Source organism: Myxococcales bacterium, assembly GCA_016717005.1.
In the GTDB taxonomy this organism is placed as follows: Bacteria; Myxococcota_A; Polyangia; order Haliangiales; family Haliangiaceae; genus UBA2376.
In genome coordinates, this window is the sequence record JADJUF010000007.1 from 444,335 (window position 1) to 467,413 (window position 23,079).

The 23,079-nt window shown below is 75.0% G+C and carries 21 protein-coding genes; 13 read left to right on the top strand and 8 right to left on the bottom strand.

Features of this window, described 5'->3' with window-relative positions; genetic code table 11:
* The first annotated feature begins 30 nt into the window (after window positions 1–30).
* Entirely contained in the window at window positions 31–372 is a 342-nt protein-coding gene (locus tag IPL61_08805; GenBank protein MBK9031421.1) for a hypothetical protein, read from the top strand.
* Window positions 373–375: 3 nt separating this feature from the next.
* On the opposite strand, the gene IPL61_08810 is transcribed toward IPL61_08805, so the two are convergent.
* The 4 genes from IPL61_08810 to IPL61_08825 all read right to left on the bottom strand — a co-directional run bounded on the left by IPL61_08810 (window position 376) and on the right by IPL61_08825 (window position 3,159).
* Window positions 376–1,326, bottom strand: a complete 951-nt coding sequence (locus IPL61_08810) for a hypothetical protein (protein MBK9031422.1) — start codon at window positions 1,324–1,326, stop codon at window positions 376–378.
* 133 nt (window positions 1,327–1,459) lie between these two features.
* Entirely contained in the window at window positions 1,460–1,717 is a 258-nt protein-coding gene (locus IPL61_08815) for a BolA/IbaG family iron-sulfur metabolism protein (protein ID MBK9031423.1), read from the bottom strand.
* A gap of 42 nt (window positions 1,718–1,759) precedes the next feature.
* Window positions 1,760–2,761: a zinc-binding dehydrogenase gene (locus IPL61_08820; GenBank protein ID MBK9031424.1), complete on the bottom strand. Its 1,002-nt coding sequence runs from the start codon at window positions 2,759–2,761 to the stop codon at window positions 1,760–1,762.
* An 89-nt stretch (window positions 2,762–2,850) separates the two neighbouring features.
* The gene (locus IPL61_08825; protein MBK9031425.1) at window positions 2,851–3,159 is read right to left on the bottom strand and encodes a helix-turn-helix transcriptional regulator; all 309 of its coding nucleotides are present in this window, start codon (window positions 3,157–3,159) and stop codon (window positions 2,851–2,853) included.
* Between the two features lie 178 nt (window positions 3,160–3,337).
* Here IPL61_08825 and IPL61_08830 point away from each other — a divergent pair, with 178 nt between their 5' ends.
* Together IPL61_08830 and IPL61_08835 are read left to right on the top strand one after the other, a co-directional pair.
* Entirely contained in the window at window positions 3,338–5,209 is a 1,872-nt protein-coding gene (locus IPL61_08830; GenBank protein ID MBK9031426.1) for an AAA family ATPase, read from the top strand.
* Between the two features lie 38 nt (window positions 5,210–5,247).
* Window positions 5,248–6,624, top strand: coding sequence for a hypothetical protein (locus IPL61_08835; GenBank protein MBK9031427.1), 1,377 nt, complete (start codon window positions 5,248–5,250; stop codon window positions 6,622–6,624).
* Window positions 6,625–6,637: 13 nt separating this feature from the next.
* On the opposite strand, the gene IPL61_08840 is transcribed toward IPL61_08835, so the two are convergent.
* Both IPL61_08840 and IPL61_08845 read right to left on the bottom strand, forming a co-directional pair.
* Window positions 6,638–7,534, bottom strand: a complete 897-nt coding sequence (locus IPL61_08840) for an OmpA family protein (protein ID MBK9031428.1) — start codon at window positions 7,532–7,534, stop codon at window positions 6,638–6,640.
* A 22-nt stretch (window positions 7,535–7,556) separates the two neighbouring features.
* On the bottom strand, window positions 7,557–8,600 hold the full coding sequence (locus tag IPL61_08845) for an NAD-dependent isocitrate dehydrogenase (protein ID MBK9031429.1): 1,044 nt from the start codon (window positions 8,598–8,600) through the stop codon (window positions 7,557–7,559).
* A gap of 34 nt (window positions 8,601–8,634) precedes the next feature.
* On the opposite strand from IPL61_08845, the gene IPL61_08850 reads away from it, so the two are divergent.
* The 7 genes from IPL61_08850 (at window position 8,635) to IPL61_08880 (ending at window position 17,709) form a co-directional block, all read left to right on the top strand.
* Window positions 8,635–9,204, top strand: coding sequence for a hypothetical protein (locus IPL61_08850; GenBank protein MBK9031430.1), 570 nt, complete (start codon window positions 8,635–8,637; stop codon window positions 9,202–9,204).
* A 75-nt stretch (window positions 9,205–9,279) separates the two neighbouring features.
* Entirely contained in the window at window positions 9,280–10,329 is a 1,050-nt protein-coding gene (locus IPL61_08855; GenBank protein MBK9031431.1) for a hypothetical protein, read from the top strand.
* A 425-nt stretch (window positions 10,330–10,754) separates the two neighbouring features.
* A complete protein-coding gene (locus tag IPL61_08860; protein ID MBK9031432.1) occupies window positions 10,755–11,213 on the top strand; it encodes a hypothetical protein in 459 nt (152 codons plus the stop codon).
* The gene (locus tag IPL61_08865) at window positions 11,214–11,606 is read left to right on the top strand and encodes a hypothetical protein (GenBank protein MBK9031433.1); all 393 of its coding nucleotides are present in this window, start codon (window positions 11,214–11,216) and stop codon (window positions 11,604–11,606) included.
* Window positions 11,603–14,434 (top strand): cyclic nucleotide-binding domain-containing protein, encoded by a 2,832-nt coding sequence (locus tag IPL61_08870; protein MBK9031434.1) that lies wholly within the window; start codon window positions 11,603–11,605, stop codon window positions 14,432–14,434. The genes IPL61_08865 and IPL61_08870 overlap by 4 nt, the downstream gene beginning before the upstream one ends.
* Window positions 14,435–14,620: 186 nt before the next feature.
* Window positions 14,621–15,358: a hypothetical protein gene (locus IPL61_08875; protein MBK9031435.1), complete on the top strand. Its 738-nt coding sequence runs from the start codon at window positions 14,621–14,623 to the stop codon at window positions 15,356–15,358.
* Window positions 15,359–16,224: 866 nt separating this feature from the next.
* Window positions 16,225–17,709 (top strand): DUF4215 domain-containing protein, encoded by a 1,485-nt coding sequence (locus IPL61_08880; protein MBK9031436.1) that lies wholly within the window; start codon window positions 16,225–16,227, stop codon window positions 17,707–17,709.
* Window positions 17,710–17,721: 12 nt separating this feature from the next.
* On the opposite strand, the gene IPL61_08885 is transcribed toward IPL61_08880, so the two are convergent.
* A complete protein-coding gene (locus tag IPL61_08885; GenBank protein ID MBK9031437.1) occupies window positions 17,722–18,948 on the bottom strand; it encodes a saccharopine dehydrogenase NADP-binding domain-containing protein in 1,227 nt (408 codons plus the stop codon).
* Between the two features lie 60 nt (window positions 18,949–19,008).
* Here IPL61_08885 and IPL61_08890 point away from each other — a divergent pair, with 60 nt between their 5' ends.
* Together IPL61_08890 and IPL61_08895 are read left to right on the top strand one after the other, a co-directional pair.
* A complete protein-coding gene (locus IPL61_08890) occupies window positions 19,009–20,196 on the top strand; it encodes a hypothetical protein (protein MBK9031438.1) in 1,188 nt (395 codons plus the stop codon).
* Window positions 20,193–20,747, top strand: a complete 555-nt coding sequence (locus IPL61_08895; GenBank protein MBK9031439.1) for a TVP38/TMEM64 family protein — start codon at window positions 20,193–20,195, stop codon at window positions 20,745–20,747. The genes IPL61_08890 and IPL61_08895 overlap by 4 nt, the downstream gene beginning before the upstream one ends.
* Window positions 20,748–20,771: 24 nt before the next feature.
* Here IPL61_08895 and IPL61_08900 read toward each other — a convergent pair whose 3' ends face one another.
* Window positions 20,772–21,569 (bottom strand): hypothetical protein, encoded by a 798-nt coding sequence (locus IPL61_08900; GenBank protein ID MBK9031440.1) that lies wholly within the window; start codon window positions 21,567–21,569, stop codon window positions 20,772–20,774.
* A 345-nt stretch (window positions 21,570–21,914) separates the two neighbouring features.
* Here IPL61_08900 and IPL61_08905 point away from each other — a divergent pair, with 345 nt between their 5' ends.
* Entirely contained in the window at window positions 21,915–23,009 is a 1,095-nt protein-coding gene (locus IPL61_08905) for a hypothetical protein (GenBank protein MBK9031441.1), read from the top strand.
* The last annotated feature ends 70 nt before the right edge of the window (window positions 23,010–23,079 follow it).

Here is a 23,079-nt window from a genome sequence, read left to right on the forward strand (position 1 = left end):
GCTGGTCTGTCACAAGTGTGGAGGTGCGCGATGAGCGGCGGCCCGCGGCGCGTCAACGCCAGCCGGTTGTTCCTGCTGGCCACGATCGTCGGGCTGCTCGGCTGCGTCGCCCAGCTCGCGGTCTCGCTCGATCTCTTGCCGCCGGCGCTCGATCCAGTGTCGACGGGCTGCGGCGCGTGCGCGCTGGTCGTGGCGATCGCCGGCTGGATCTTCGAGGGCCGCTGGCGGGTGCGCACCGCCGAGGCGCTCGGGGTCGCGATCGCCGCGCTGCTGATCGGACCGGTGGTCGCGCACCTGCACACCAGCGCGGTGGTCGTGGTCGTCGTCCTGTCCCTGGGGGCGCTGGTCCACGACCTCGACGTCGGCGAGTGAGCGCTACTGGACCCAGCCGCTGACCGCGGGCGCGCCGGTGAGATCGATCGTGTAGAAGGTGCCGCCGGGCGTCTGCCACGGCGTGTGGCCGGTCGGCACCACGGTCTTCCACTCGTTCGCCGCCGCGCCGTTGACCACGTGGCCCGCGACCCGCAGGCGCAGCGGGCAGCCGCCGAGCGCGGTCCACGGCACGCGCACCGACAGCTCGGCGGCGTCGCTCGACGCGAACACGTCGGTGCCCGGCACCAGCACGGTCGCGCGGGTGGCCCACGCGCCGGCCGGCGCGTAGACGCCGTCGTAGCTGCCAGAGCCGAAGTCGTCGACGCGGCGGATCGCGATCAGGTGCGTGGGCGTGAAGCCGAGCTCCGCGGTCAGCCCGCCGTACTCCTTGCCGGTGGCGGGCGTCGCGGTCGGCAGCGTGGTCGCCGCCTCGAGGTACAGGTGGTACGGGCGCGAGCCGTCGGCGAACACGGTCGAGTGCACCGTCAGGTACAGCGCGGTCGAGCTCCAGGTCAGGCGCACGGCGTCGTCGGCGGCGAACGGCGCGGTCACCGGCACGGCCTGGGCGGCGGGGTACGCCGCGAGATCGCCGGTGCCGTCGAGCGTGATCGCCGGGCCGCCGACGATCCCGCAACCGGCGTCGATCGGCGGCGGCGCGTCGGGCCCGGCCGCGTCGGTGGGCGCCGCGGCGTCGGTGGGCAACGCTGCGTCGGTGGGCATCGCCGCGTCGGGCGCGCTGGCGTCAGCGATCGCCGCGTCGGGCGGGATCGCCGCGTCGGGCGGGATCGCCGCGTCGGGCGTCGCCGCGTCGGGCGTCGCCGCGTCGGGCGTCGCCGCGTCAGCCGCGCCGCCGTCGGGCCGCGCGGCGTCGGCCACCGGCCCGTCGGTGGGGCTCACCATCTGGGCGGTGGAGCACGCCGAGGCGACGAACGCGAGAGCAGCCAGAGCACGCATCGCGTCCATCGGTAGCAGGGCGCGTGCCGTCGGTCGAGGCCGGCTCAGGCGCGCAACCGCGCGAGATCCGAGGTGCGCGGCTGGGCGCACGGGGCCCGACGTTGCGAAACGAAACGTCCGGAGACGCAGAAGGTCACGGCGTGCGGGTCTCGAGCGAGTCGACCGCGTGCACCGGCGGCCGGGCGCCGGCCAGCAGGTGCTTGATCGACGACAGCACCAGGCGCTGCTGGGCCAGCAGGCCCTGGCCGGCGAACACCGTCGAGGTCACCGCGATGCGATAGTGGCCGCCGCCGCCGGCGACCTGCACCTGCGCGTCGGGGATCGCGGCGCGGATCGCGGTGACGATGGCGTCGTCGATGGAGCCGACGAAGTCGGTCGAGTGATCAGACATGACGATGACTTCGCACGGGCCGGGGGCCGTGACAACTGGCGGCTACCAGGCCAGGAGCACCTTGCCGGTGGCGCCCTTGGTCTCGAGCAGCTGGTGCGCGGCCGCGACGTCGGTCGCCGGGAACACCTTGCCGACGTGGGGCCTGAGGCCGAGCGCCTCGACCTCGCCCAGCGACTGGGTCAGGCGCGTCACCCAGGTCGGGTCCTCGAGGACCTTGAGCGCGTTGAGCGCGAAGATGCCGCTGTTGGTGTCGAACAGCTTCAGGACCGAGATCCGCGGCGTCCGCAGCGCCGCCATGCCCATGCGCACGAAGCTGCGCTTGCCGTCCTTGACCCCCGAGGACAGGCCGATGCACACCATCCGCCCGGTGATCGCGAGGCGCTTGCGCTGCGGCTGGATCTCGGCGCCGCCCGAGGCGTTGAGGATGAAGTCGTAGCCAGTCGCGGTGGCGTCGGCCAGCCACTCGTCCTTGGTCAGCGCGCGCGCGCCCAGCTCCTCGATGAACGCCTTCTTGTGCGGGCTGGTCGTGAGGCCGGTGACCTCGGCGCCGACGTGGCGCGCCAGCTGGATCGCCAGCACGCCGACGCCGCCGGTGGCGCACTCGATGAGCACCTTGTCGCCGGCGCGGACCCGGGCCATCTCGGTCAGCGCCAGCTTGGCGGTGAAGTAGTTGACCGGCAGGGCGGCGCCGGCCTCGAGATCGAGGTGGCTCGGCAGCGCGAACGCCTGCCCCGCCGGGATGACCGCGCGCGAGGTGTAGCCGCCGAAGTACGTGCCGGCGACGACCGACTGCCCGACCGTCAGGCCGGCGACGCCGGCGCCGAGCGCCGCGATCGTCCCCGACACCTCATAGCCCGGGATGAACGGCTTCTTGGGCGCGTCGGGATAGAAGCCCAGGCGCATCTGGATGTCGGCGAAGTTGATGCCCGAGTACGCGACGTCGATCGCGACCTCGCCCGGGCCGGGCTCGGCGGACGGGCGCTCGCGCACCTTCAGGGTCGACGCGTTGCCGTAGCTCTCGATGGCGATCTCACGGTGGCTCATGGCGGCTCCTCTACAGTTTCAAAAATATCGAACAGAAAAGGCGCGGCGACGACGCCCGGGCGGGCGCGCCGCGGCAGGCAGGCGCGGGCCTACCGGGGGGCTTCGAACAGGGCGCGCAGCTCGCGCAGCGCGTCGGGGCGGACCGAGCAGATGAGCTGCTTGCCCTCGCGCTCGGTGTCGATCAAGCCGGCGTCGGCCAGCTCCTTGACGTGGTGCGACACCGTCGGCGCCGTGATGTCGAGGCCGCCCAGCAGCTTCGCGAGGAAGCAATCGTGGGTGCGGCCGCGGGCCAGGTCGAGCTGGCTCTCCTCGAGCAGGTTCATGAACAGCTGCAGGCGGTTGGGGTGCGACAGCGCCTTGAAGGCGCGCGCGAGCCGCTTGACGTCGGGCTGGTCCACGCCGGAGTCAATACGACGGTTGTCGAACTTTGTCAAGCCCCATCCGTGGCACGGCGCAGCCCAGGCGGCGCGCCCGCCCGGGCGGTGAGCCCGCGGATCGGGCCAGCGCTGCGCCGCGATGATGGGTGCCGAGCGCGATCTCGGTGAACCCGATCGCCTCCTGGGTCACATGACGAGCATGACCCTGCCCCTGCCCCACCGCCTGGTCGCGCACGCGCGTGCGCTGTCGACCGGCGAGCGCCCGCCGACCGACCTGGGCCCGCCGACCTTGTTCGACGAGCTGGTCGCCGGCCTGCAGCTCGATCCGCTCGACCGGGCGATCGTCGCGCTCACCGTCGGCGCGGCGCTCGATCCCGGCGTCGCCGACGCGATCCTCGCGCGCACCGGCGAGCGCGCGCTGACCATCGGCGCGGCCGGGCAGCTCCTCGCCGCGCTCTACGAGGTGACGCCGGCCGAGGTGGTGCTGCGCGGGGTCGGCGACGGGCGGCTGCGGCGCTCGGGGCTGGTCGATCTCGCCGGGGGCGGCGCGCCGGTGCGCGCGCCCCTGCTGCCGTCGCGGCGCCTGCTCGGGCTGGTGCAAGATCGCATGGAGCTGCACCCGCACGTCGCCGAGGTCGCGGCGCTGATCGCGACCGATCGCGACGCCGCGATCGGCGTGGCGCTCTTGCCGCCGATCGAGGAGCTCGCGGAGCTGTGCGCGGCGCTCCAGGCCCAGCGCCGCGGCCGCGGGCCGGTCGCGATCGTCGGCGAGGCCCGCACCGGGCGCCTGCGCGTCGCGCTGGCGATCGCGGCCCGGCTCGGGCGCCGACGGGCGCTGGTGGTCGACGCCGCGCTGGTCGCGCCGGACCCGGTGACCTGGCGCGGGCTGGCGACCGCGCTCATCGCCGACGGCGCGTTCCACCTGGCGCCGGTCGTGATCCGCGAGCCGGGCGCGGCCGGGCTGGCCGCCGCCGAGCGCATCGCCCAGGGCGGCGTGGCCTGCTTCGTGACCGCGCCCGAGGAGCCGCCCGACGGGCGCTGCCGGATCCACGCCCGCGTGGTCCGGCCCGACGAGCCCCAGCGCCTGGCGGCGTGGCGCGCCGAGACCGCTGGCCAGCCGTGGGCCGACGACGACTCGCTCACGCGCCTGGCCCGGGCCACGGTGCTGGCCCGCTCGGACATCGCGGTGGCCGCCGGCATGGCCGCGACCCCGCCGGCCAGCGGCCCGATCGAGGCCTGGGTCGAGCGCACCACGCACAGCCAGCTGCGCAGCCGGCTCGATCGGTTCGCGCAGCTCGTGACCCGGCGGGTGCGGCTCGACGAGCTGGTCGTCGGCGACGAGCTGGCCGCGCAGCTGCGCGAGCTGGTCCGGGCGCTGCGGGTGCGACCGCAGCTGGCCGAGCGCTGGCCGCTGGCGCGCGCGCTCGACGGGCTCGGCGGCGTCGCGACCCTGTTCGACGGCCCGCCCGGCACCGGCAAGTCGATGTCGGCGGCGGTGATCGCGACCGAGCTCGACGTGCCGCTGTACCGCATCGACGTCGCGACGATCGTCGATCGCTACGTCGGCGAGACCGAGAAGAACCTGCAGCGCCTGTTCCGCGAGGCCGCGGTCAGCCGCGGCGTGCTGCTGTTCGACGAGGCCGACTCGCTGTTCAGCCGCCGGGTCGAGACCAAGGACGCGATGGATCGGTTCGCGAACATGCAGGTCAACCAGCTGCTGACCTTGATCGAGGAGTTCCCCGGCGTCTCGATCCTCACGACCAACTTGAAGCAAGGCCTCGACGTCGCGTTCGCGCGGCGGTTCGCCTACAAGCTGCAGTTCGCGCTGCCCGAGCTCGACGAGCGGATCGCGCTGTGGCGCATGTACCTGCCGCCCGGCCACCTGCGCGACGACGAGGTCCAGGCGCTGGCGAGCCGCTACGATCGCGTGTCCGGCGCCGACGTCCGCAACGCGGTCGTGCGCGCGGCCTCGGCGACGTTCGCCACCGGGCGGCTCGGCGTGGACGACCTCCGCCGGGCGCTGGTCGCCGAGCTCCAGGCCGGCGGCAGCGTCGTCAGCTCGTCCCTCTGATCCCGGCGCGCCGCGCCCACCCACCGCAGGAGTCACCGATGTCCACCGGATACCTCGCCTCGTTCAAGCCAGACTCGTCGACGCTGTACGCCGCCAAGGACGCCGACGCCGCCGCCAGCGCCGATCACGTGCTGATCCCGCCGGCGATCGCGCTGACGACCGACTACGCGCTGGCGCAGCAGGACCGGTTCGCCGAGCTGATGCGCGAGGGCCGGCCCGGCGCCGACGACCTGCACCAGGTCTACGTCGACGACGAGCGCCTCCAGGACGCCGCGGGGATCGACTACGACGACTTCGTCGCGGCCGCGCGGCTGGCGACCCGGTCGGTGGTCCGCTACGACTTCTTGCTCAAGCGCTACGACAGCGACGGCGACCTCGCCAACAACTTCGCGCTCGACCCGACGACGGCCGCGCTCACGACCAGCGCGCTGCAGCACAGCGGCGCCGATCGCGGCGGCGACAGCCTGACCAAGGCCCTGGCCGACGCCCGGGCGTCGAGCCGGACCCTGGCGTCGACCGGCAAGAAGCTGCGGGGCGCCGCCCAGCGCATGCGCGCCACGGCGGCCCTGGCGCAGGTCGATGAGGACCAGGGCGCCCGCGACGACGTCGACCACACGATCGAGAAGTTCGGCGCGATCGCCGCGCTGGTCGAGGTGGGGGTCAAGGCCGCGACCGGCTCCGCTGACGTGTCGATGCTCACGGACGTCGCGAAGACCGGCACCACCCTGGCCACCGACGGCCAGGGGCCCGGGCTGGCGACCGACCCGAGCAGCCTGGCCGAGACCGGCGCCCGCCTGTACTACGCCAAGGAGATCCAGGCGCTCGAGGCCCAGATCGCCGGCGGCAAGAAGATCGCCGCGACGCTCACCGACAGCGCCGCCCAGGCCGAGGTCGACGCGCTGCTCGACGATCTCATGACCCAGGTCGCGCACCACGCGGCGATCACCAAGCACGCCGAGGCCGTGCTCGAGGACCGGCGCAAGGACTACGCGCAGGCCGGCACCGAGGTCGACGCCAGCGCCGACAGCGCCGGGACCGAGGAGGGCGAGGTCAGCGAGGCGCTGCTCCTGGGCGCGGCTGCGTCCGAGGCGCGCGTGCTCCTGACCTACGCCGAGGACGCCGCGACCGGCGCGTCGGCCTCGGTCGGCGCCGCCGTGACCAACAGCAGCGGGCGCCGCAAGTCGTACTTCACCGCCGACGACACCTTCGAGATCAACGGCCACGACCAGTACCTACCCCGCGGCCGCAGCGACGACCTGGGCGACGATCCCGACCTCGCGACCTTGTACACGATGACCAAGGCGATCGAGCGCTGGCAGGACGCGGTGCCGCAGGCGAGCGCGCACCTCGACCTGGCGACCGGCCTGTTCCAGCAGCACATCGTCGAGCCGTCGGGCGGCTCCGACACGTACTGACCGCGCCCCGCGCTCACTTCGCGGTGACGCGGACCGCGACGCGCCGGTGCTGCGCGCGGCACGCGTCGGTGTCGTTGGCCGGGCACGCCGCCGCGCCGAGGCCCTCGGCCTGGAGCCGCGCCGCGGCGACGCCGAGCCCGACCAGCGCCCGGACCACCGCGTCGGCGCGGCCCCGCGCCGCCCTCGTGCCGCCGGCGCTGGCGTCGTCGGCGTAGCCGCCGATCGTGAGCCGCAGGCTCGGGAACGCCTTCAAGATCTCGGCGAGGTTGCCGAGCTGATCGCGCGAGCCCGCCGGCTCGAGCTCGGCCCCGCCGGCGACGAACACCAGCCGATCCAGCTCGAACCAGGAGGTCTGGTCGACCGGCCGCGCGGCGTCGCCGATGACCGCGAGCAGCTGGCGCTCGACGCCGCGGGTCGCACCCTTGATCTCGACCCCGGTCGAGAGCGTGGCCGCGAACCCGGCCTGGGCCCGGGCCGCGACCTCGAGCTGCGCGAGCGCGCGCTCGGTGGTCGCGAGGTCGTCGCCGACCTCGACCAGGCCGGTGGTCACCGTGGTCGAGATCTGATCGAGCACCGCGGCGACCGGCGCCCGCTTGCCGGACTTGATGGCGTCGGTGGTCTGGCCCGGCAGCTGCGCGACCTGCTCGGACAGCGACGCCAGCGCGCCGTCGGCACGCGCGAGCGCGGCGCCGACCGGGGCGTGGCCGGGGACGTCAGGCGGGATCGCCCGCCACCGCGCCGCCAGCACCGCGGCCTGGCGCCGGAGCTCGGTGACCTGGGGCGCGTACTGCGCGGCCATCGACAGCGCCTGCTCGCGGTAGCGCGCGAGATCGGGCGCGCGGTCGCACGCGCCCGCGGCGACCAGCGCGCAGACGACCACCACCAGCGACGCGACGAACCTTGGACGCACGAGCAGCTCCTGGGACCGGGTGCTAGCCGGCGAGCGCGCGGATGACCGCGTCGGTGTACGTCCGCGTGTCGGCCTGGCCGCCGAGATCCCGGGTCCGGGTGGTGGCGTCGGCCAGCGCCACGTCGATGCCGGCGCGCATCCGCGCCGCGGCCTCGCCCTGCCCGACGTGGTCGAGCAGCATCGCCGCCGACAGCATCAGGCCGGTCGGGTTGGCGACGCCCTGCCCGACGATGTCGGGCGCGGTGCCGTGGACCGCCTCGAAGATCGCGCAGCCGACGCCGCCGCTCTCGGGCCCAGCGCCGAGGTTGGCGGCCGGCGCCACGCCCAGCCCGCCCACCAGGCCCGCGCACAGATCCGACAGGATGTCGCCGAACAGGTTCATCGTGACGATCATGTCGAAGCGCTCGGGCGCGACGACCAGCTTCATCGCGGTCGCGTCGACGATCATGTCGTCGAAGGCGATGTCGGGGTAGCGCTTCGCGACCTCGCGGCCGGTGTCGAGGAACAGGCCGTTCGACATCTTCAGGATGTTGGCCTTGTGGACCAGCGTGATCCGCTTGCGGCCGTGGCGGCGCGCGTACTCGAACGCGTAGACGATCACGCGCTCGGAGCCGTAGCGGGTGATGATCGCGATCGACTCGGCCGCGGTCCGCCGCGGGTCGACGTAGTGCTCGACCCCGGCGTACAGGTCCTCGGTGTTCTCGCGGACCATGACGATGTCGACGTCGGTGTAGCGCGACGGCACGCCGGCGATCGTCCGCACCGGCCGGACGTTGGCGTACAGATCGAACTGCTGGCGCAGCGCGACGTTGACCGAGCGGAAGCCCGACCCGATCGGCGTGCCCAGCGGGCCCTTGAGCGCGACCTGGTGGGCCTCGATCGACGCGACGGTCGCGGCCGGCAGCGGATCGCCGAGCTCCGCGGCGGCGGCCATGCCGGCCAGCTGGCGCTCCCAGGTGATCGTGCCGCCGGCGGCGGCGATGACCTCGAGCGTGGCGGCGGCGATCTCGGGCCCGATGCCGTCACCCTCGATCAGCGTCACGGTCGGTCGCGGTGCGAAGGACATGCGCCGAGGTGTACCATCGGGATACGGTCCCGACGTGCGGATCCCGCTCGCGATCGCCCTCGCCGTCACCGCCTGTGGCCACGCCGCCGGCCCGCCGTCGATCGGCAACACCGTCGAGGTGGCGCCGCCGGCGTGTCCGCCCGACGCCAACCCGTTCGCGGAGCTCGCCGGCGCCACGGCCGCCGACGACTGCGTCCGCGGCGAGCCGGCGCCGCTGCTGACGGCCTCGGCCGCGCCCCCGACCTGCCACGCCTACCAGGTGACCGGCGCGACCAGCGCGGTCGAGGCGGTCACGCTCGCCGACGGCCGCCGGGTGTGGCTGCACCAGGGCGGCTGCGCCCACGCGACGATGCGGTTCCGGGCGCGCCCGACGCGGGCGGGCGCCCCCGACGATCGCGCGGGCCTGCTCCGGGCCGCCGCCGCGCTGCTGCGCGACCTCGATCCGGTCGCCGGGGAGCTCGGGTTCGGCGGGTTCGCGACCGACCTCGAGGCCGCCGCCACCGCGCGCCCCCTCGGGAGGTTTCCGATCGGCAGCGGCGACTGGTTCGCCGAGATCGAGGTGGACGACGGCGCGATCACGGTCGAGCTCGACTTTCCGCTGTAGCCCTCCGCCGCCGCGCGGTTCGCGCTGGCATTTGCGCGCGCGGTTCAGCCATACTCCCCGCCGAGGAGGAACCTGATGTCCAAGCTTCGCCTATCGATCGCCGCGGCGATCACGATCGCGGTGGTGGGTGGGTGTGGTGGCGGCAACTCCGATGTCCCCGCCGGCCCCGACGCGGCGCCCGACGGCAGCTTCACGACCGGCACGTACACGGCCACCTGGGGCCCGTACACCGTCATGCCCGGCGAGGAGAACACCAAGTGTGTCGAGGTCAAGCTCGGCAACACCGACAACATCCAGGTGCACGAGATCAACAACGTGCTGGGCCCGGCCTCGCACCACTTCATCGTGTACCGCAAGGCCACCGGTGACGAGCGCACGACGCCCTACGACTGCAACCCGTTCACCGGGACGCTCGATCCGGCCAACGGCGCGCCGTTGATGATCACCCAGCGCTCGGACGAGACCCTGACCCTGCCCGACAACGTCGTGTTCACGCTCAAGCCCGATCAGCTGATCCGGCTCGAGCTGCACTACGTGAACCCGACCGATCAGCCGGTGTCGGTCATGGCCACCGCCGAGTTCCGCACCGTCCTGGGCGCCAACCAGGAGGCCGACTTCATCTTCGCCGGCACGCCCGACATCGATCTCGCGCCCGGGCCCCAGACCCAGACCGTGGGCCCGGTCTACCTGCCGCTGGTCGGCCTCGAGGGCGCCAACGTGTTCGCGATCACCGGCCACACCCACCAGCTCGGCAAGAGCGTGACGGTGGCGACCGCGACCAGCAGCACCGACACCGGCACCGAGGTCTACGGCCCGGCCTCGTTCAACTGGGACGAGCCCGAGACGACCTACCACACGCCCGCGTTCCAGATCCCGACCAGCGGCGGCTTCCGGTTCAGCTGCACCTACGTCAACGACACCGGCGCGCAGGTCGGGTTCGGCGAGGGCGTCGCCGACGAGATGTGCTTCTTCTGGCTGTACTACTACCCGAGCCAGGGCGCGAAGGTGTGCGCGCACAGCGACCAGTTCAACCAGCCGACCGGCATCGACGTGTGCTGCCCCGCGGCCGAGGGCGACGTGGTCTCGGCGGCGGCGTGTCGCTACCTGATGAACGGCGGGTTCTGAATTACCAGAGGGTCTTTCGCAAAGACCCTCCCCCGGCATGCGCCGGGGCCCCCACCCGAAACGGCCCTGATCGTTCAGCGCGGCTACGGAACCAAACGTTCGGCGCGGGGTTGAGATCGTGGTCCCCACCCGAGACGGCCCTGATCGTTCAGCGCGGGGTCGCGGGTCCGCGCCCGCGATGCAGTGGCGCTCGGCGGTCGGTCTTCCACGCCGGCACGTCGATGGACTGGTCGGGTGAAGCGGCCCTCACCGTTCCGCTCACCGGCTCCGGCATGGCCCTGATCGTTCAGCGCGGGTTGGGATCGTGGCGGGGTCCAGCGGCGGGGGCGCAGGGCGTGCGCGGCGGTGCGCAACAGTGGCGCAGTGAGTTGATCGGGGGCGCGGGCGCGTCGATGATGCCAGCTCACCAACGGGGGGCTCTCGCAATGTCCGAAGACACCATCGTCGCCAACCAGGCGATCATCATCGCGCATCAGGAACGGATCATCGCCAACCAGGAGAAGATCCTGGCCAACCAGGGCAAGCTCGACGCCGTCCTGGCCAACGGCAAGAAGATCGACGCCATCCTCGCCAACCAGGGCAAGCTCGACACCGTCCTGGCCAACGGCAAGAAGATCGACGCGATCCTCGCCAACCAGGGCAAGCTCGACACCGTCCTGGCCAACGGCAAGAAGATCGACGCGATCCTCGCCAACCAGAAGAAGATCGTCGGCAATCAGGGCAAGCTCGACGCCGTCCTGGCCAACGGCAAGAAGATCGACGCCATCGTCGCCAATCAGAAGAAGATCATGGGCAACCAGGGCAAGCTCGACGCCGTCCTGGCCAACGGCAAGAAGATCGACACCATCCTCGCCAACCAGAAGAAGATCCTGGCGAAGAAGTAGATGGACCTGCTGGCGCGGGCGCGCGCGCTCGCCGCCACCCGCGTGCTCGCGGAGGTGTCGCCGCCGGCGCTGGTCGCGCTGGCGGCCCGGGTCCGCGTCCACGCGCTGGCGCCGGGCGCGGCCGCGTCGACCCGCCGCGACGGCAGCGACGCCGTGCTGGTGGTCGCGCGCGGTGAGGTGCGGCTCGGCGACGCCGTGCGCGGCGCGGGCAGCCTGCTCGGCCTCGACGGCGCGCTGACCGGCGCTGACCCGCTCGGGCTCGTCGGCGTCAGCGACGCCGTGCTGCTCGAGATCGCCGTCGACGACTTCCTCGACGTGCTGGCCGAGCACGCGGTCGCGACCACCGCGCTGGCGCAGCTGCTGGCCGCGCGGGTCCGAGGAGCCGACGCGTGAACCGTCCGGCCTTCGGGCTCGCGGTGCTGATGATCTTCGCGGTCAACGTGGCGGCGATCGCGCTGCGCTCGTACGCCGAGGCCGCGTTCCTCGCCAGCTACGGCGCCGAGTGGATCCCGGTCCTGCTGGTGAGCCAGGCCGTGGCGTTCGCGATCGGCACGCTGGCCTACGACGCCATCACCGGCCGCGCGCCGTCGGCGACGGTCGACGTCGCGCTGGGCGTGGCCCTGACGGTCGCGGCGGCGACCGCCCCGACCCTGATCGCCTACGGCGGCGCGTGGCCGTTCGTGGTCGCGCTGTCGACGACGACCCTGGCGTCGGTCGCCAACGTCGCGCTGTGGAACACGGTCGCGGCCACGGTGGCCGGACGCGACGCGCGGCGCATGCTGCCCCGCGCCGGCGCGGTGCTCACCGCCGGCGGCGCGCTCGCTGGGTTCGCGGCGGCCGGCGCGGCCGCGAAGCTCGGCGCCGCCAGCGTGCCGCGGCTCTCGGCCGGGTTCGCGGTGCTCACGGTGATCGCGGCGATCGGCGCCCAGCGCGCGCTGGCCCGCGGTGGCGCGCCGGGCATGGCGGCGCCGCCGGGCGCGTCGCCCGAGCTGTCGGTCGATCACCGCGCGCTCTTGCGCTGGCTCGCGATCGCGGCGATCGCCGAGTCGGCGGTGGCGACCGCCCTCGAGTTCCGCTTCGGCGCCGCGCTCAAGACCCACTGGCACGGCGGCGACCTCGCGACCGCGGTCGGCCTGTTCCACGGCGGCACCCACACGATCCAGCTCGTGCTGCAGGCCCTGGTGATCCCGCGCCTGCTGACCAGCCAGCGGCTGCCGGTGACGGTGTCGATCCACCCGACGCTCACCGCCGTCGGCGCGCTGGCGCTGATCGGCCTGCCCGGGTTCGCGGCGCTGGCGGTGCTGCGCACCGGCGAGAAGGTGCTGCGCTCGGCGACGTCGCGCACCGGCCAGGAGCTGACCTTGTCGGCGCTGCCGCCGCGGGCGCGGGCGCGCTGGAAGGTGCTGCTGCGGGGCCTGTTCACGCCGCTGGGCGCCGCGCTCGCGGCGGCGGTGTTGATCCTGTTCCGCGCGAGCGTGCTGATGCGACCGCTGCGGTTCGGCGCCGCCCTGGTCGCGGTCACGGTGGTGCTGGGCGTCGCGATGCGGCGCGCGGCGCGCCGGTTCGTCGCGGCGCTGGCGGCGCCGCTGGGCATGCGCGGCGTGGCCATCGGCGAGCGGGCCCGCGAGCGGCTCGATCTCGACGAGCTGCGCCGCCTGGTCGACGCCACCGGCGACGCCGACGGCGCGCTGGCCCGGGCCGCGCTCGTGCGCTCCGGCGGCCGCGCCGACGACGTCAGCCCGCACCTGGCGCACGACGAGCCGACGGTCCGGCAGGCGCTGTACGAGATCGCCGCGCGGCGCCCGAGCCCGGCCGCCGCGACCGACCTGATCGCCGCGGTGCAGATCGAGGACGACCCCGACGCCCGCTACGCCGGCCTCGCCGCGCTCGCGGCCCACGGCGCGCGCGACGCGATCGGCGAGCTCGACCCGGCGCTGGTGGCCGACGCCGACGTGGCGCGCGCGCTGCGGGCGGCCCGGGCCGAGGTCAACCTCGCGACCCCAGCGGAGCGGGCCGCCGCGGTCGCGGAGTTGATCGAGCGCGACGGCGCGTGGGCCGCGCGGATCGCCCGCCCGTGCCCGCCCGAGGGCTACGACGACGCGGCGCTGGCGGGCCTGGCCGGCCCGGGCCGGGCCCAGGCGATGATCGCCGCGACCGCCGGCGGCCCGCGCGCGCTCGCCGCCATGCTCGACGCGTTGATCGCCGGCGATCCCGACGCCAGCGCCGCCGTGGCCGCGCTCGAGGACGGTGACGCCCTGGCGATGGTCGCGCGGCTCCCGACGATCGATCGCAGCGGCCGCGCGGCCCTGGCGCGCGCGCGGGCCGCGGCGCCGCACCCGGGCCCCCTGCTCGATCAGCTCGCGACCGATGACGACCCCGACGTGCGCGCGGCGGCGCTGCGCAGCCTGGCCAGCCACGCCCGGGCCGGCGGCGCGCCGAGCGCCGCGCTGGCGGCGGCGTGCGTCGAGCGCGAGCGCGCGGCGCTCGCGGTGCTGGTCGCGGCCCGCGCGACCGACCATCCGGCGCTCCACGCCGCCGAGCTGACCCGCTCGATCCGCCGCGCGACCCGGCGGCTGGTGCTCGCGGTGGCGCTCGGCACCGCCGCCGCCGGCCGCGATCCGCTGCCCTTGCTCGCCGCCGGGCGCCGCATGCTCGACGCACCCGAGCCGCTGCGGCGCCGCGCGCTCGATCTGCTCCAGGAGGTCGCGACCGCGCCGCTGCCGGTGCTCGATCTGCTCGAGGCGTCGCTGCGGCCGCCCAGCGGGGCCGCGGCGCCGGCCGACGTGGCGCGGGTCGACCCGTGGCTGGCCGAGCTCCTGGCCGGCGGCCGCCGCGACCACGAGGCCGGCCTGGCGGCGCTGCGCCAGTGCCAGTTCTTCGACGACCTCGCTGGCGACCACGTCGACGAGCTGGCCGCGGCCGCGCCGCGCCGCGCCGTGGCGGCCGGCGCCGCGCTGGTCACCGCCGGCGAGCGCGGCGACGCGCTGTACGCGGTGCTGGCGGGCGAGCTCGTCGGCGAGGGCGCGCCGCCACCCCGGTTCGGGCCCGGGGCGGTGCTCGGCGAGCTGGCGCTGATCGACGACGCGCCGCGGGCGATGACGCTGCGCGCGGTGACGGCGGTCGAGGTGCTGGTGATCGAGCGCGCCACCTTCGCGCGCGCGCTGGCCCGCTGGCCCGAGCTCGGCGGCGCGCTCTTGCGCACGCTCGCGGCCCGCGGGTGAACCGCGGTTCGCCCGCCGCAACCCCGGTCGCGCTCGACGGGGACCGACCCGCGCCTACATGTGCCCTCGCCGTCGCTTGCAGCATGCTCCTTCGGGCTCTCAGCACCTGGTGTTTGCGCCTGTCAGCCGCGGTCGATTGTGACCAGGGCCGCGGCTCTGGCATCACGCTGGGACACGGAGGTCGACATGACGCGCTCACCTGTGGTGTCCGGAACTCTCGCTCTCGTCCTCGCCGGCTCGGCGTTTCAGCTCGCCGACGCGCGCCCGCACGGCGCGACGTCGAGCGCGCTGGTCGCCGCGACCGAGCATGAGGTCGAGGTCGCCGATGGCGCGCCGTTGCGCCCCGCGCGCGCGATCGCGTCGACCGCGCCCCTGGGCGCCAAGGCCGCGTGGGACGGCTTCGTCGGCCGCCACGGCAGCTGGGACGCGACCTGGGACGCCGCGACCGGCGTGCCGCTGCGCGTGTTCGGCGAGGGCATCGCCGCGCCGGGCTCGATCGCGTCGGCCGACGTGGCCGCGGACGCCGCGTGGCGGCTGCTCCAGGAGCAGCTGGCCCTGCTGGCCCCGGGCGCGCGCCTGGACGACTTCGCGCTGGTCGCCAACACCGTCCACGGCGGCCTGCACGGCAACCTGCCGATGCGCACGGTCGCGTTCGCGCAGCACCACGACGGCGCGCCGGTGATCGGCGGCAGCGTCGGCTTCCTGTTCAAGAACGATCGCCTGTTCGTGATCAGCTCGACCGCGGCGCCGCGGCTCACCGGCGGCACCCCCGCGCGACCGTCGGCCTGCCGCTCGCGACCACCCGCGCGATCGAGTGGCTGGGCCGCACGACCGGCGTCGCGGTCGCGGCCCGCGCCAGCGATGACACCGTCCGCTGGTTGCCGCTCCACCGCGCGACCGGTGCGCTCGACGCCCGGGCCGTGATCTCGGTCGAGGTCGAGGCGATCGCCCCCGCCACGCCCGGGCGCTGGCAGGTCTACGTCGACGCGATCACCGGGACCCCGGTGGCGCGCGCGTCGCTGCTCCGGTTCGCGACCGGCACCGTGACCTACCGCGTGCCCACCCGCAGCCCGCAGCGGCCGCGGGTCGACGGGCCGGTGCCGTTCACCAGCTTCCGGATCGGCGCCACGACGACGCCGTCGAACGCCGCCGGCCAGATCACCTGGACCGGCACCGCGTCGGCGCAGGTCACGACCGCGCTCACCGGCCCGCTGGTGGCGATGACCAACCGCGCCGGCGCGCTGGCGACCGCGACGCTCACGCTGGCCCCGGGCGGCACCGCGTCCTGGGACCGCTCGACCGTCGCCACCGACGACGCCCAGCTGTCCACCTACCTCTTCACGCACACGGTCAAGGCCTACGCCAAGGCCAACCTCAACCCGTCGCTGGCGTACCTCGACCAGCAGATCTCGGCGTCGGTCAACGAGAGCGGCAACTGCAACGCCTACTCGACCGGCGACGACATCCACTTCTACCGCGCGTCGACGCAGTGCGAGAACACCGGCCGCATCGCCGACGTCGTCTATCACGAGTTCGGCCACTCGCTGCACAACCAGTCGATCATCCCCGGCGTCGGCAACTTCGACGGCGCGCTGTCCGAGGGCGTGTCGGACTACCTCGCGGCGACGATCACCAACGACTCGGGCATGGGCCGCGGCTTCTTCTTCAACGACAACGCGCTGCGCGAGCTGCAGCCCGCCCGTGACCTGCGCTGGCCCGACGACGTCCAGGGCGAGGTCCACGCCGACGGCGAGATCATCGCCGGCACGCTCTGGGACGTGCGGGTCGCGATGATCGGGGTCTACGGCGCCACCGCCGGCGTGACCAAGGCCGACGACATCTACTACGCGATCATCCAGCGCGCGACCGACATCCCGTCGACCTACGCCGAGGCGCTGGCCGCCGACGACGACGACGGCAACCTCGCCAACGGCACCCCCAACCTGTGCACGCTGCGCGAGGTGTTCGGCCGGCACGGCCTCGCCACCGGCGGCGGCGCGGTCGGCTCGGGCCTGGGCGCGCCGGTGCGGTCGGGCTTCCAGGTCCGGGTGCCGATCGCGGCCCCGACCAGCGGCTGCGCCGCCCCGACGCTCGGCGCCGCGACCCTGTCGTGGAAGGTCCGCGGCGCCGGCGCCACCGCCGACGTCCCGATGACCCAGGTCGGCAGCGATCTGGTCGGCACGATCCCGGCCCAGGCCGACGGCTCGGTGGTCCAGTACAAGGTCGCCGTCGCGGTCAACGGCAACCCGGTCCGGTACCCGGACAACCTGGCCGATCCGCTCTACGAGTTCTTCGTCGGCACGATCGAGCCGATCTACTGCACCGACTTCGAGACCGATCCCAGCTGGACCCACGGCGCGACCGCGGGCGCCGACATCTGGCAGCGCGGCGTGCCGGCCGGCACCGGCGGGGATCCCGCGGCGGCGGTCTCGGGCACGCAGGTGTTCGGCATGGACATCCGCGGCGGCGACGGCATCTACGCCGCCAGCAGCAACGGCTGGACCAAGTCGCCCGTGATCGACACGACCGGCTTCACCAACGTGCGCCTGCAGTACAAGCGCTGGCTCAACGTCGAGGACGGCTTCTTCGATCAGGCCACGATCACCGCGGACGCGGCCACGCTGTGGTCGAACTTCAACAGCAACCAGGGCAACAACTCGTCGACCAGCCACACCGACAAGGAGTGGCGGTTCCACGACGTCGACCTGAGCGCGCAGGCCACGGACGGCTCGGTCCAGATCGGCTTCACGCTCAAGAGCGACCAGGGCCTCGAGCTCGGCGGCTGGACCCTCGACGACGTGTGCGTCGTCGGCTACCGCGCCGGCGCCACCGCGTGCGGCAACAACGTCGTCGAGGCCGGCGAGCAGTGCGACGACGGCAACACCGTCAGCGGCGACGGCTGCTCGGCCACCTGCCAGACCGAGGGCCCGCCCCCGGTCGACTGCGGCGACGGCGTGCTCGACGCCGGCGAGCAGTGCGACGACGGCAACACCGCCGGCGGCGACGGCTGCTCGGCCACCTGCCAGACCGAGGCGCCGCCGGCCGGCTGCGGCGACGGCACCCTGGGCGGCGCCGAGGAGTGCGACGACGGCAACCTCGTCGGCGGCGACGGCTGCTCGTCGGTGTGCACGCTCGAGGACGACGGCACCCCCGGCGACGGCAGCGCCACCGGCGGTTGCTGCTCGACCGGCGGCGGCCCGGGCGGCCCGCTGACCGCGGCCGGCCTGGCGATGGCGGTGGCGGCGGTGACGCGGCGCCGGCGCGCGCGGCGCTGATCGCTCCGCGCGTCAGCCCGCGGCGGTGACGTCGAGGGTGACGCCGGCGGCGCGGAGCCGCGGCACCAGGGTCGGGGCCAGCGCCACCGCCGGGGTCAGCACCCCGCCGCCGCTGGCCGGGGGATCGAGCGCGAGGGTCAGCGCCGCCTCGCCGAGGAGCTTGGCGGTGCCGTCGTAGCCGGGGTCGAGACTGTCGGCGAAGGTCGCGACCAGCGTGGTGCCGTCGACGGCGCCGTGCAGGCGCGCGCGGTAGCGGCCGCGCGCGCGCTGGCTCGCGCTCGGGCCCTCGCCCGGCTTGGGCAGGCGCGCCTCGAGCGCGCGCCGCAGCCGCGGCACCTGGGTGGCCGCGACGAAGCCGGCCAGGCCGCCGGTGATCGCGAGCGCGAGCGCGGCGCCGCGCGGCGAGCCCGGCAGGCCCATCCGCTCGTCGTAGCGCCAGCCGCGGCCCCAGGGCTGACCGCGCAGCGCGTGACTGCGCCGCACCACCCGGGCGTTGACCGCCGCCATGACGAACGGCGCGGTGAACGAGCCGAGCGTCCGGTCGAAGCCGGGCCCGCGCACGTCCTGATCGTCGCCGCGCGGGGTGCCGGCCGGATCGAGCGCGTAGGGATCCAGCAGCAGCCGCCGGGTCGCGCGATCGCGCGCGGCCGCGTCGACGAGGCCGAACATGCTCGCGATGGTCCCGCCCGAGGCCGCGCCCTTGACCTCGAACAGCGCCGTCACCGCCGGCGCCCCGCGTCCGCACCGGGCCTCGAACTCCCGTTGCAGCAACCACACGCCCAGGTCCGAGGGCATCGAGTCGAAGCCGCAGCAGTGGACCAGGCGCGCGCCGGACGCGACGGCGGTGGCGTGGTGGCGATCGATCGACGCGCGCACGAACGGCACCTCGCCGGTGAGATCGCAGTAGCCGGTCCCCGCCTCGGCGCACGCGGCCACCAGCGGGCCGCCGTGCTGGAGGTACGGGCCGACGGTCGTGCACACCGCGGTCGCGGTGCGGGCGAGCGCCAGCATCGCCGCCGGATCCTGGGCGTCGGCGACGACGATCGGCAGGGTCGCGGCCGCGGCGTCGATCGCCGCCAGCTCGGTCCGGACCGCCTCGACGCGCGCGCGACTCCGGCCGGCCAGGGCCCAGCGCAGATCGGTGCCGGCGGCGCGGCCCGTGAGGTACTCGGCCACCAGCCGGCCGGTGAAGCCTGTGGCGCCGAACAGGACGAGATCGTACGCGCGGTCGCGAGCCATGGCGCCAGCCTACTGCGCCGGGCGCTCGCGCACGCGCCCGGGACCGACTATCGTGGCGCGATGCTCGGTCGCGCAGTCCTCGGCGTGCTCGCGTGCGCCGGGTGCGCGCGCTCCGACGCCCCGGCCGCGCCGCCACCGCCCGCGCCGGCCGACGCCGCGGTCGACGGACCCGCCGCGGCCGCCGCGCTCGACGCCGGCGGCGTCGTCAGCACGTCGATCGCCAGCGACACCGCCGCGCCCGCGGGCGCCCCGGCGACGGCGCGCGTGATCGGCGGTGTGCGCTGGCGCGACCGCGCCGGCCACGGCGAGCTGTACCTGCTCGAGGTCGAGACCTACCAGCGCACGACGATCGCGCTGCAGGCGCGCCTGTACCGCGGCGCCGCGCTGGTGCGGGTCGTCAACGACCGCGCCGACGCCTGCGCCGACCAGAACCTGACGGCGTTCGCGCCGCCGACCGCGACCGTGACCGACCTCGACCACGACGGCGTCGCCGAGCTCGGCTTCGGCTACCTCGTCGGCTGCACCGGCGCGCGGGTGATCGCCAAGCAGCTGGTGCTGATCGACGGCGCCAAGTACATCGTGCGCGGCTCGACGCCCGACGGCGGCGAGCCCGAGCCCGAGGCCGCGGCCTGGCCGCCGGGGACGCTGGGCCTGGCCGAGGCCGGGTTCCGCGACAACGCCGGCGCGCTCGACGTGACCGACGCCGTCGCCGCGCTGCCCAGCGCCGAGCTGTACACCGTCGACAGCGAGGTCGAGCGGGTCGAGAACCAGACCACGACCGGGGCCGCGACCGTGACGTGGTCGTACCCGCGCCTCGCGATGATCGGCGCCGCCCAGGGGGCGCAGCTCACCGCCCGCATGCGCCGGTTCGCGATCCCGACGCGGCGCCCCCAGGCCGGCGACGTCGGCGACCATGTCGGCCGCTGCGATCTCGGGCTGGTCACCGCCGAGGTGGTCAGCGTCGCGTGCACGCGCACGTCGACGCTCGGGCGGCCAGGCGCCGCGCCCCGGCCCGGGCCGATCGCGCTCGGCCTGACCGTGTGGCGCACCGGCGATCGCGCCGACCTGACGCCGGCTGAGCTGGGCCTGGAGGCGGCGCGCGGCTGCGCGTGGGCGCTGACCGCGACCGGGGTGGCCTGGCGCCCGGCCGACGCCGACGCCACGTGCGGACCCGACCGCGCGTGGGCCGAGCTCACCCCGACCAGCGCCCGCGCGCGGGCGCTGATCGCCCGGATGGGGGCGTCATGATCCCGCGCTGGACCCGCCGCCGCGTCGCGCTGGCGATCGCGATCGCCGCGCTGGGCGCGTGCATGATCTACATGACCGTGACCGGCACGCTGACCGCGCGCGGCGTCAAGGACTGGCTCGACTCGCTCGGCCCGTGGGCGCCGGCGCTGTTCGTCGGCGCGTTCGTGGCCGGCTCGCTGGTCGGCCTGCCGGGCATGGCGTTCGTGGCCGGCGCCCGGCTCGCGTTCGGGCCGTGGCTGGGGTTCGCGCTGGCCTACGGCGGCGGCGTGCTGGCGGTGACCGTGCCGTTCGTCGGGGCCCGGGCGCTGCGTCGCGCCGACGTGCCGCCGTGGCGGCCGAGCGGCAAGCGGCTCGGCCGGCTGTTCGCGCAGCTCGAGGCGCACCCGCTCGCGGTCGTCATCGCGCTCCGCTTGATCCTGTGGTTCAACGCGGCGCTCACCTACGCGCTGGCCCTGTCGCCGATCCGCACGCGTCACTACGTGCTCGGGTGCGCGATCGCGCTCGCGCCGGTGGTCGCGCTGGCGACGTTCGTCAGCGGCTGGTTCGCCTGACCGGGCGCACGCGGCGCCGCCCCGTCACTGGTACGCGTAGGTGACGCGGCCCTCGACCGAGCCGGTCGAGTCCATGCCCGCGACCTTGCCGCTGAGCGTACCGATCAGCGTCATCTCGATCGGCCGGCTGTGGGCGACGTCCACCTTGACCGTCATCCGCATCGGCGACTCGACCCGCCCCTCGGCGTCGTCGCGCGCCAGGGTCAGGTCGAACTCGAACGTCGCGACGCCCGCGACCACGCCGACGAGGAGCGCGGCGCCGGCGACCGGTTGCATCATCGGGTTGCGCCCGAACGCGTCGGCCAGCTCGGGAGGGGTCAGGGTCACCGGCTCGCCGCTGCGCCAGGCGTGGGAGGTGAGCAAGGTCGTGAGCGGCGGGACCTTGCCGATCGCGCGGCCGAGATCGACGACCAGCGCGGCCTGCTCGGCGGCGGTCGCGGCGCTGCCGTCGGGGTGGACCGCCGTCAGCTGGTCACCCTCGGCGGTGACGACGTAGGTCTGGCCCTCGAGCGGGCTCGGCTTGGTCTCGTCGACGCCGTCGCGGGACTGCTCGACGTGGTGCTGCCGGAAGTGGACGCGCGCGCTGGTCACCACGCCCTCGGGCGTCACCGCGAGGACCTCGAGGTCGAGCTCGCGCACGCGGTGCGTGACCAGGTCGGTGGCCTTGCCCGGCTCGGCGATCACCCGACTGTTCGAGTCCAGGCGGTCGGACAGGGTCTGGCGCTCGCCCACGACCGGCGGATGCCGGGCGAGCTGCAGCTCGGTGGGCGCGGCGCGCTCGGCGCGCTTGCACGCGACGCTGCTCGCGCCGAGCGCGAGCACCAGGACGGCGGTACGGACGGGCCAATGCCAGGGCACGGCGGCAGTCTACCTTGCGCCGCGCGGGCGACAGGCCGTGGCGCCGAGAGTTCGGGCATCCGCTGCGCGCTCGGCGGGCCCCGACGCATGAATTGCCGGATCACCGCGCCGTGGACGCAGCCACGCAGGCACGGGCGATGCACGCCCGACAGACATCGCGAGGTGCGATCATGGACGCCCTGACACGCCGACACCCCGGCGCGCTGCCTCCCCGGCGGCGATCGTCGCGAGGTCGGACACCGGGCCCGTCGCGCCGTCGCGCCGGAGGTCGCCATGACACGTGCTCGCGCCATCCTCACGCTCCCAACCGTGGTGCTCGCCGTCGCGCTCGGGTGCACCGGGACCGACGGCGCCGCCACCGACGCGCCGCCCCCGACCGCCGACGCGAGCGTCGACGCCGCGATCGACGCCGGCGTCGACGCCCCGCCAACGCCGTGCGACATGGCGCCGATGTCGACCGGGGTCAGCACGCTGGCGGGCTGCCCCGGGTCCGGCGCCGTCGACGGCCCGCGCGGGACCGCGCGCTTCGCCAATCCCGTCAACGTCCTGGTCGACAGCGGCGGCGACGTCCTCGTCGCCGACTTCGACAACGACCGGATCCGGCGGGTGACCCCCGACGGCGAGGTCACCACGCTGGTGATGCGCGCCGACCTCCGACGACCGTTCGGCCTGGCGCTGCTCGCCGGCGCGCTGTACGTGTCGACCGACGACAACGACCGCGGTCAGCACTCGACCACGACCGGCACGATCTGGCGGATCGATCCCGTCACCGGCGCGGCGGTGGTCGTGGCCCGCGACCTCGGCCGGCCCCGGGGCCTGCTCGCGCTCTCCGACGGTCGGCTGGCGATGGCTGACTACCTGCACCACACCGTGTCGGTGCTCGATCCGGCGACCGGCGCCGTGGTCGCCCTCGCCGGCGCGCTCGACCAGGCCGGCTTCGCCGACGGCCGTGGCGCCGCGGCGCGCTTCAGCGCGCCGTACGATCTGGCCCGCCTGGCCGATGGGCGCATCGCCGTGACCGACCTCGGCAACCACCGCGTGCGCGCGATCACGCTCGCGGGCGACGTCACCACCCTCGCCGGCACCGGCGCGCGCGGCGGCGCCGACGGACCGGCCACGGCGGCCACCTTCGGCGCGCCCCAGGCGCTCGCGAGCGACGCGGCCGGGCGCCTGTTCGTCAGCGACCTCGACGGGTTCACGATCCGCATGCTCGCCGACGGCAAGGTCACGACCGTGGCCGGCTCGGGCGTCGGCGGCTGGCAGGACGGCGCGCTGCGCGACGCGCAGTTCTGGGGCCTCGAGGGCATCGCGCTGTCGCCCGATGGCGCGACCCTGTGGGTCGCCGACGGCAGCCGCGGCGAGGACGTGCCGTTCCATCGCGTGCGTCGCGTGCTGCTGCCGTAGCCCCCCGCACGATCAGCGGGAACGCCGCGCCCGCGCTGGTGTCTACCTCGACGGTCGGGCGCACGAGCTC

Bases quoted from the DNA above. Each gene is read 5' to 3' on its own strand.
- IPL61_08805 (MBK9031421.1), top strand. From the start codon at position 31: ATGAGCGGCGGCCCGCGGCGCGTCAACGCCAGCCGGTTGTTCCTGCTG.
- IPL61_08810 (MBK9031422.1), bottom strand. From the start codon at position 1,326: ATGCGTGCTCTGGCTGCTCTCGCGTTCGTCGCCTCGGCGTGCTCCACC.
- IPL61_08815 (MBK9031423.1), bottom strand. From the start codon at position 1,717: ATGTCTGATCACTCGACCGACTTCGTCGGCTCCATCGACGACGCCATC.
- IPL61_08820 (MBK9031424.1), bottom strand. From the start codon at position 2,761: ATGAGCCACCGTGAGATCGCCATCGAGAGCTACGGCAACGCGTCGACC.
- IPL61_08830 (MBK9031426.1), top strand. From the start codon at position 3,338: ATGACCCTGCCCCTGCCCCACCGCCTGGTCGCGCACGCGCGTGCGCTG.
- IPL61_08835 (MBK9031427.1), top strand. From the start codon at position 5,248: ATGTCCACCGGATACCTCGCCTCGTTCAAGCCAGACTCGTCGACGCTG.
- IPL61_08845 (MBK9031429.1), bottom strand. From the start codon at position 8,600: ATGTCCTTCGCACCGCGACCGACCGTGACGCTGATCGAGGGTGACGGC.
- IPL61_08855 (MBK9031431.1), top strand. From the start codon at position 9,280: ATGTCCAAGCTTCGCCTATCGATCGCCGCGGCGATCACGATCGCGGTG.
- IPL61_08860 (MBK9031432.1), top strand. From the start codon at position 10,755: ATGTCCGAAGACACCATCGTCGCCAACCAGGCGATCATCATCGCGCAT.
- IPL61_08865 (MBK9031433.1), top strand. From the start codon at position 11,214: ATGGACCTGCTGGCGCGGGCGCGCGCGCTCGCCGCCACCCGCGTGCTC.
- IPL61_08875 (MBK9031435.1), top strand. From the start codon at position 14,621: ATGACGCGCTCACCTGTGGTGTCCGGAACTCTCGCTCTCGTCCTCGCC.
- IPL61_08880 (MBK9031436.1), top strand. From the start codon at position 16,225: ATGATCGGGGTCTACGGCGCCACCGCCGGCGTGACCAAGGCCGACGAC.
- IPL61_08885 (MBK9031437.1), bottom strand. From the start codon at position 18,948: ATGGCTCGCGACCGCGCGTACGATCTCGTCCTGTTCGGCGCCACAGGC.
- IPL61_08890 (MBK9031438.1), top strand. From the start codon at position 19,009: ATGCTCGGTCGCGCAGTCCTCGGCGTGCTCGCGTGCGCCGGGTGCGCG.
- IPL61_08895 (MBK9031439.1), top strand. From the start codon at position 20,193: ATGATCCCGCGCTGGACCCGCCGCCGCGTCGCGCTGGCGATCGCGATC.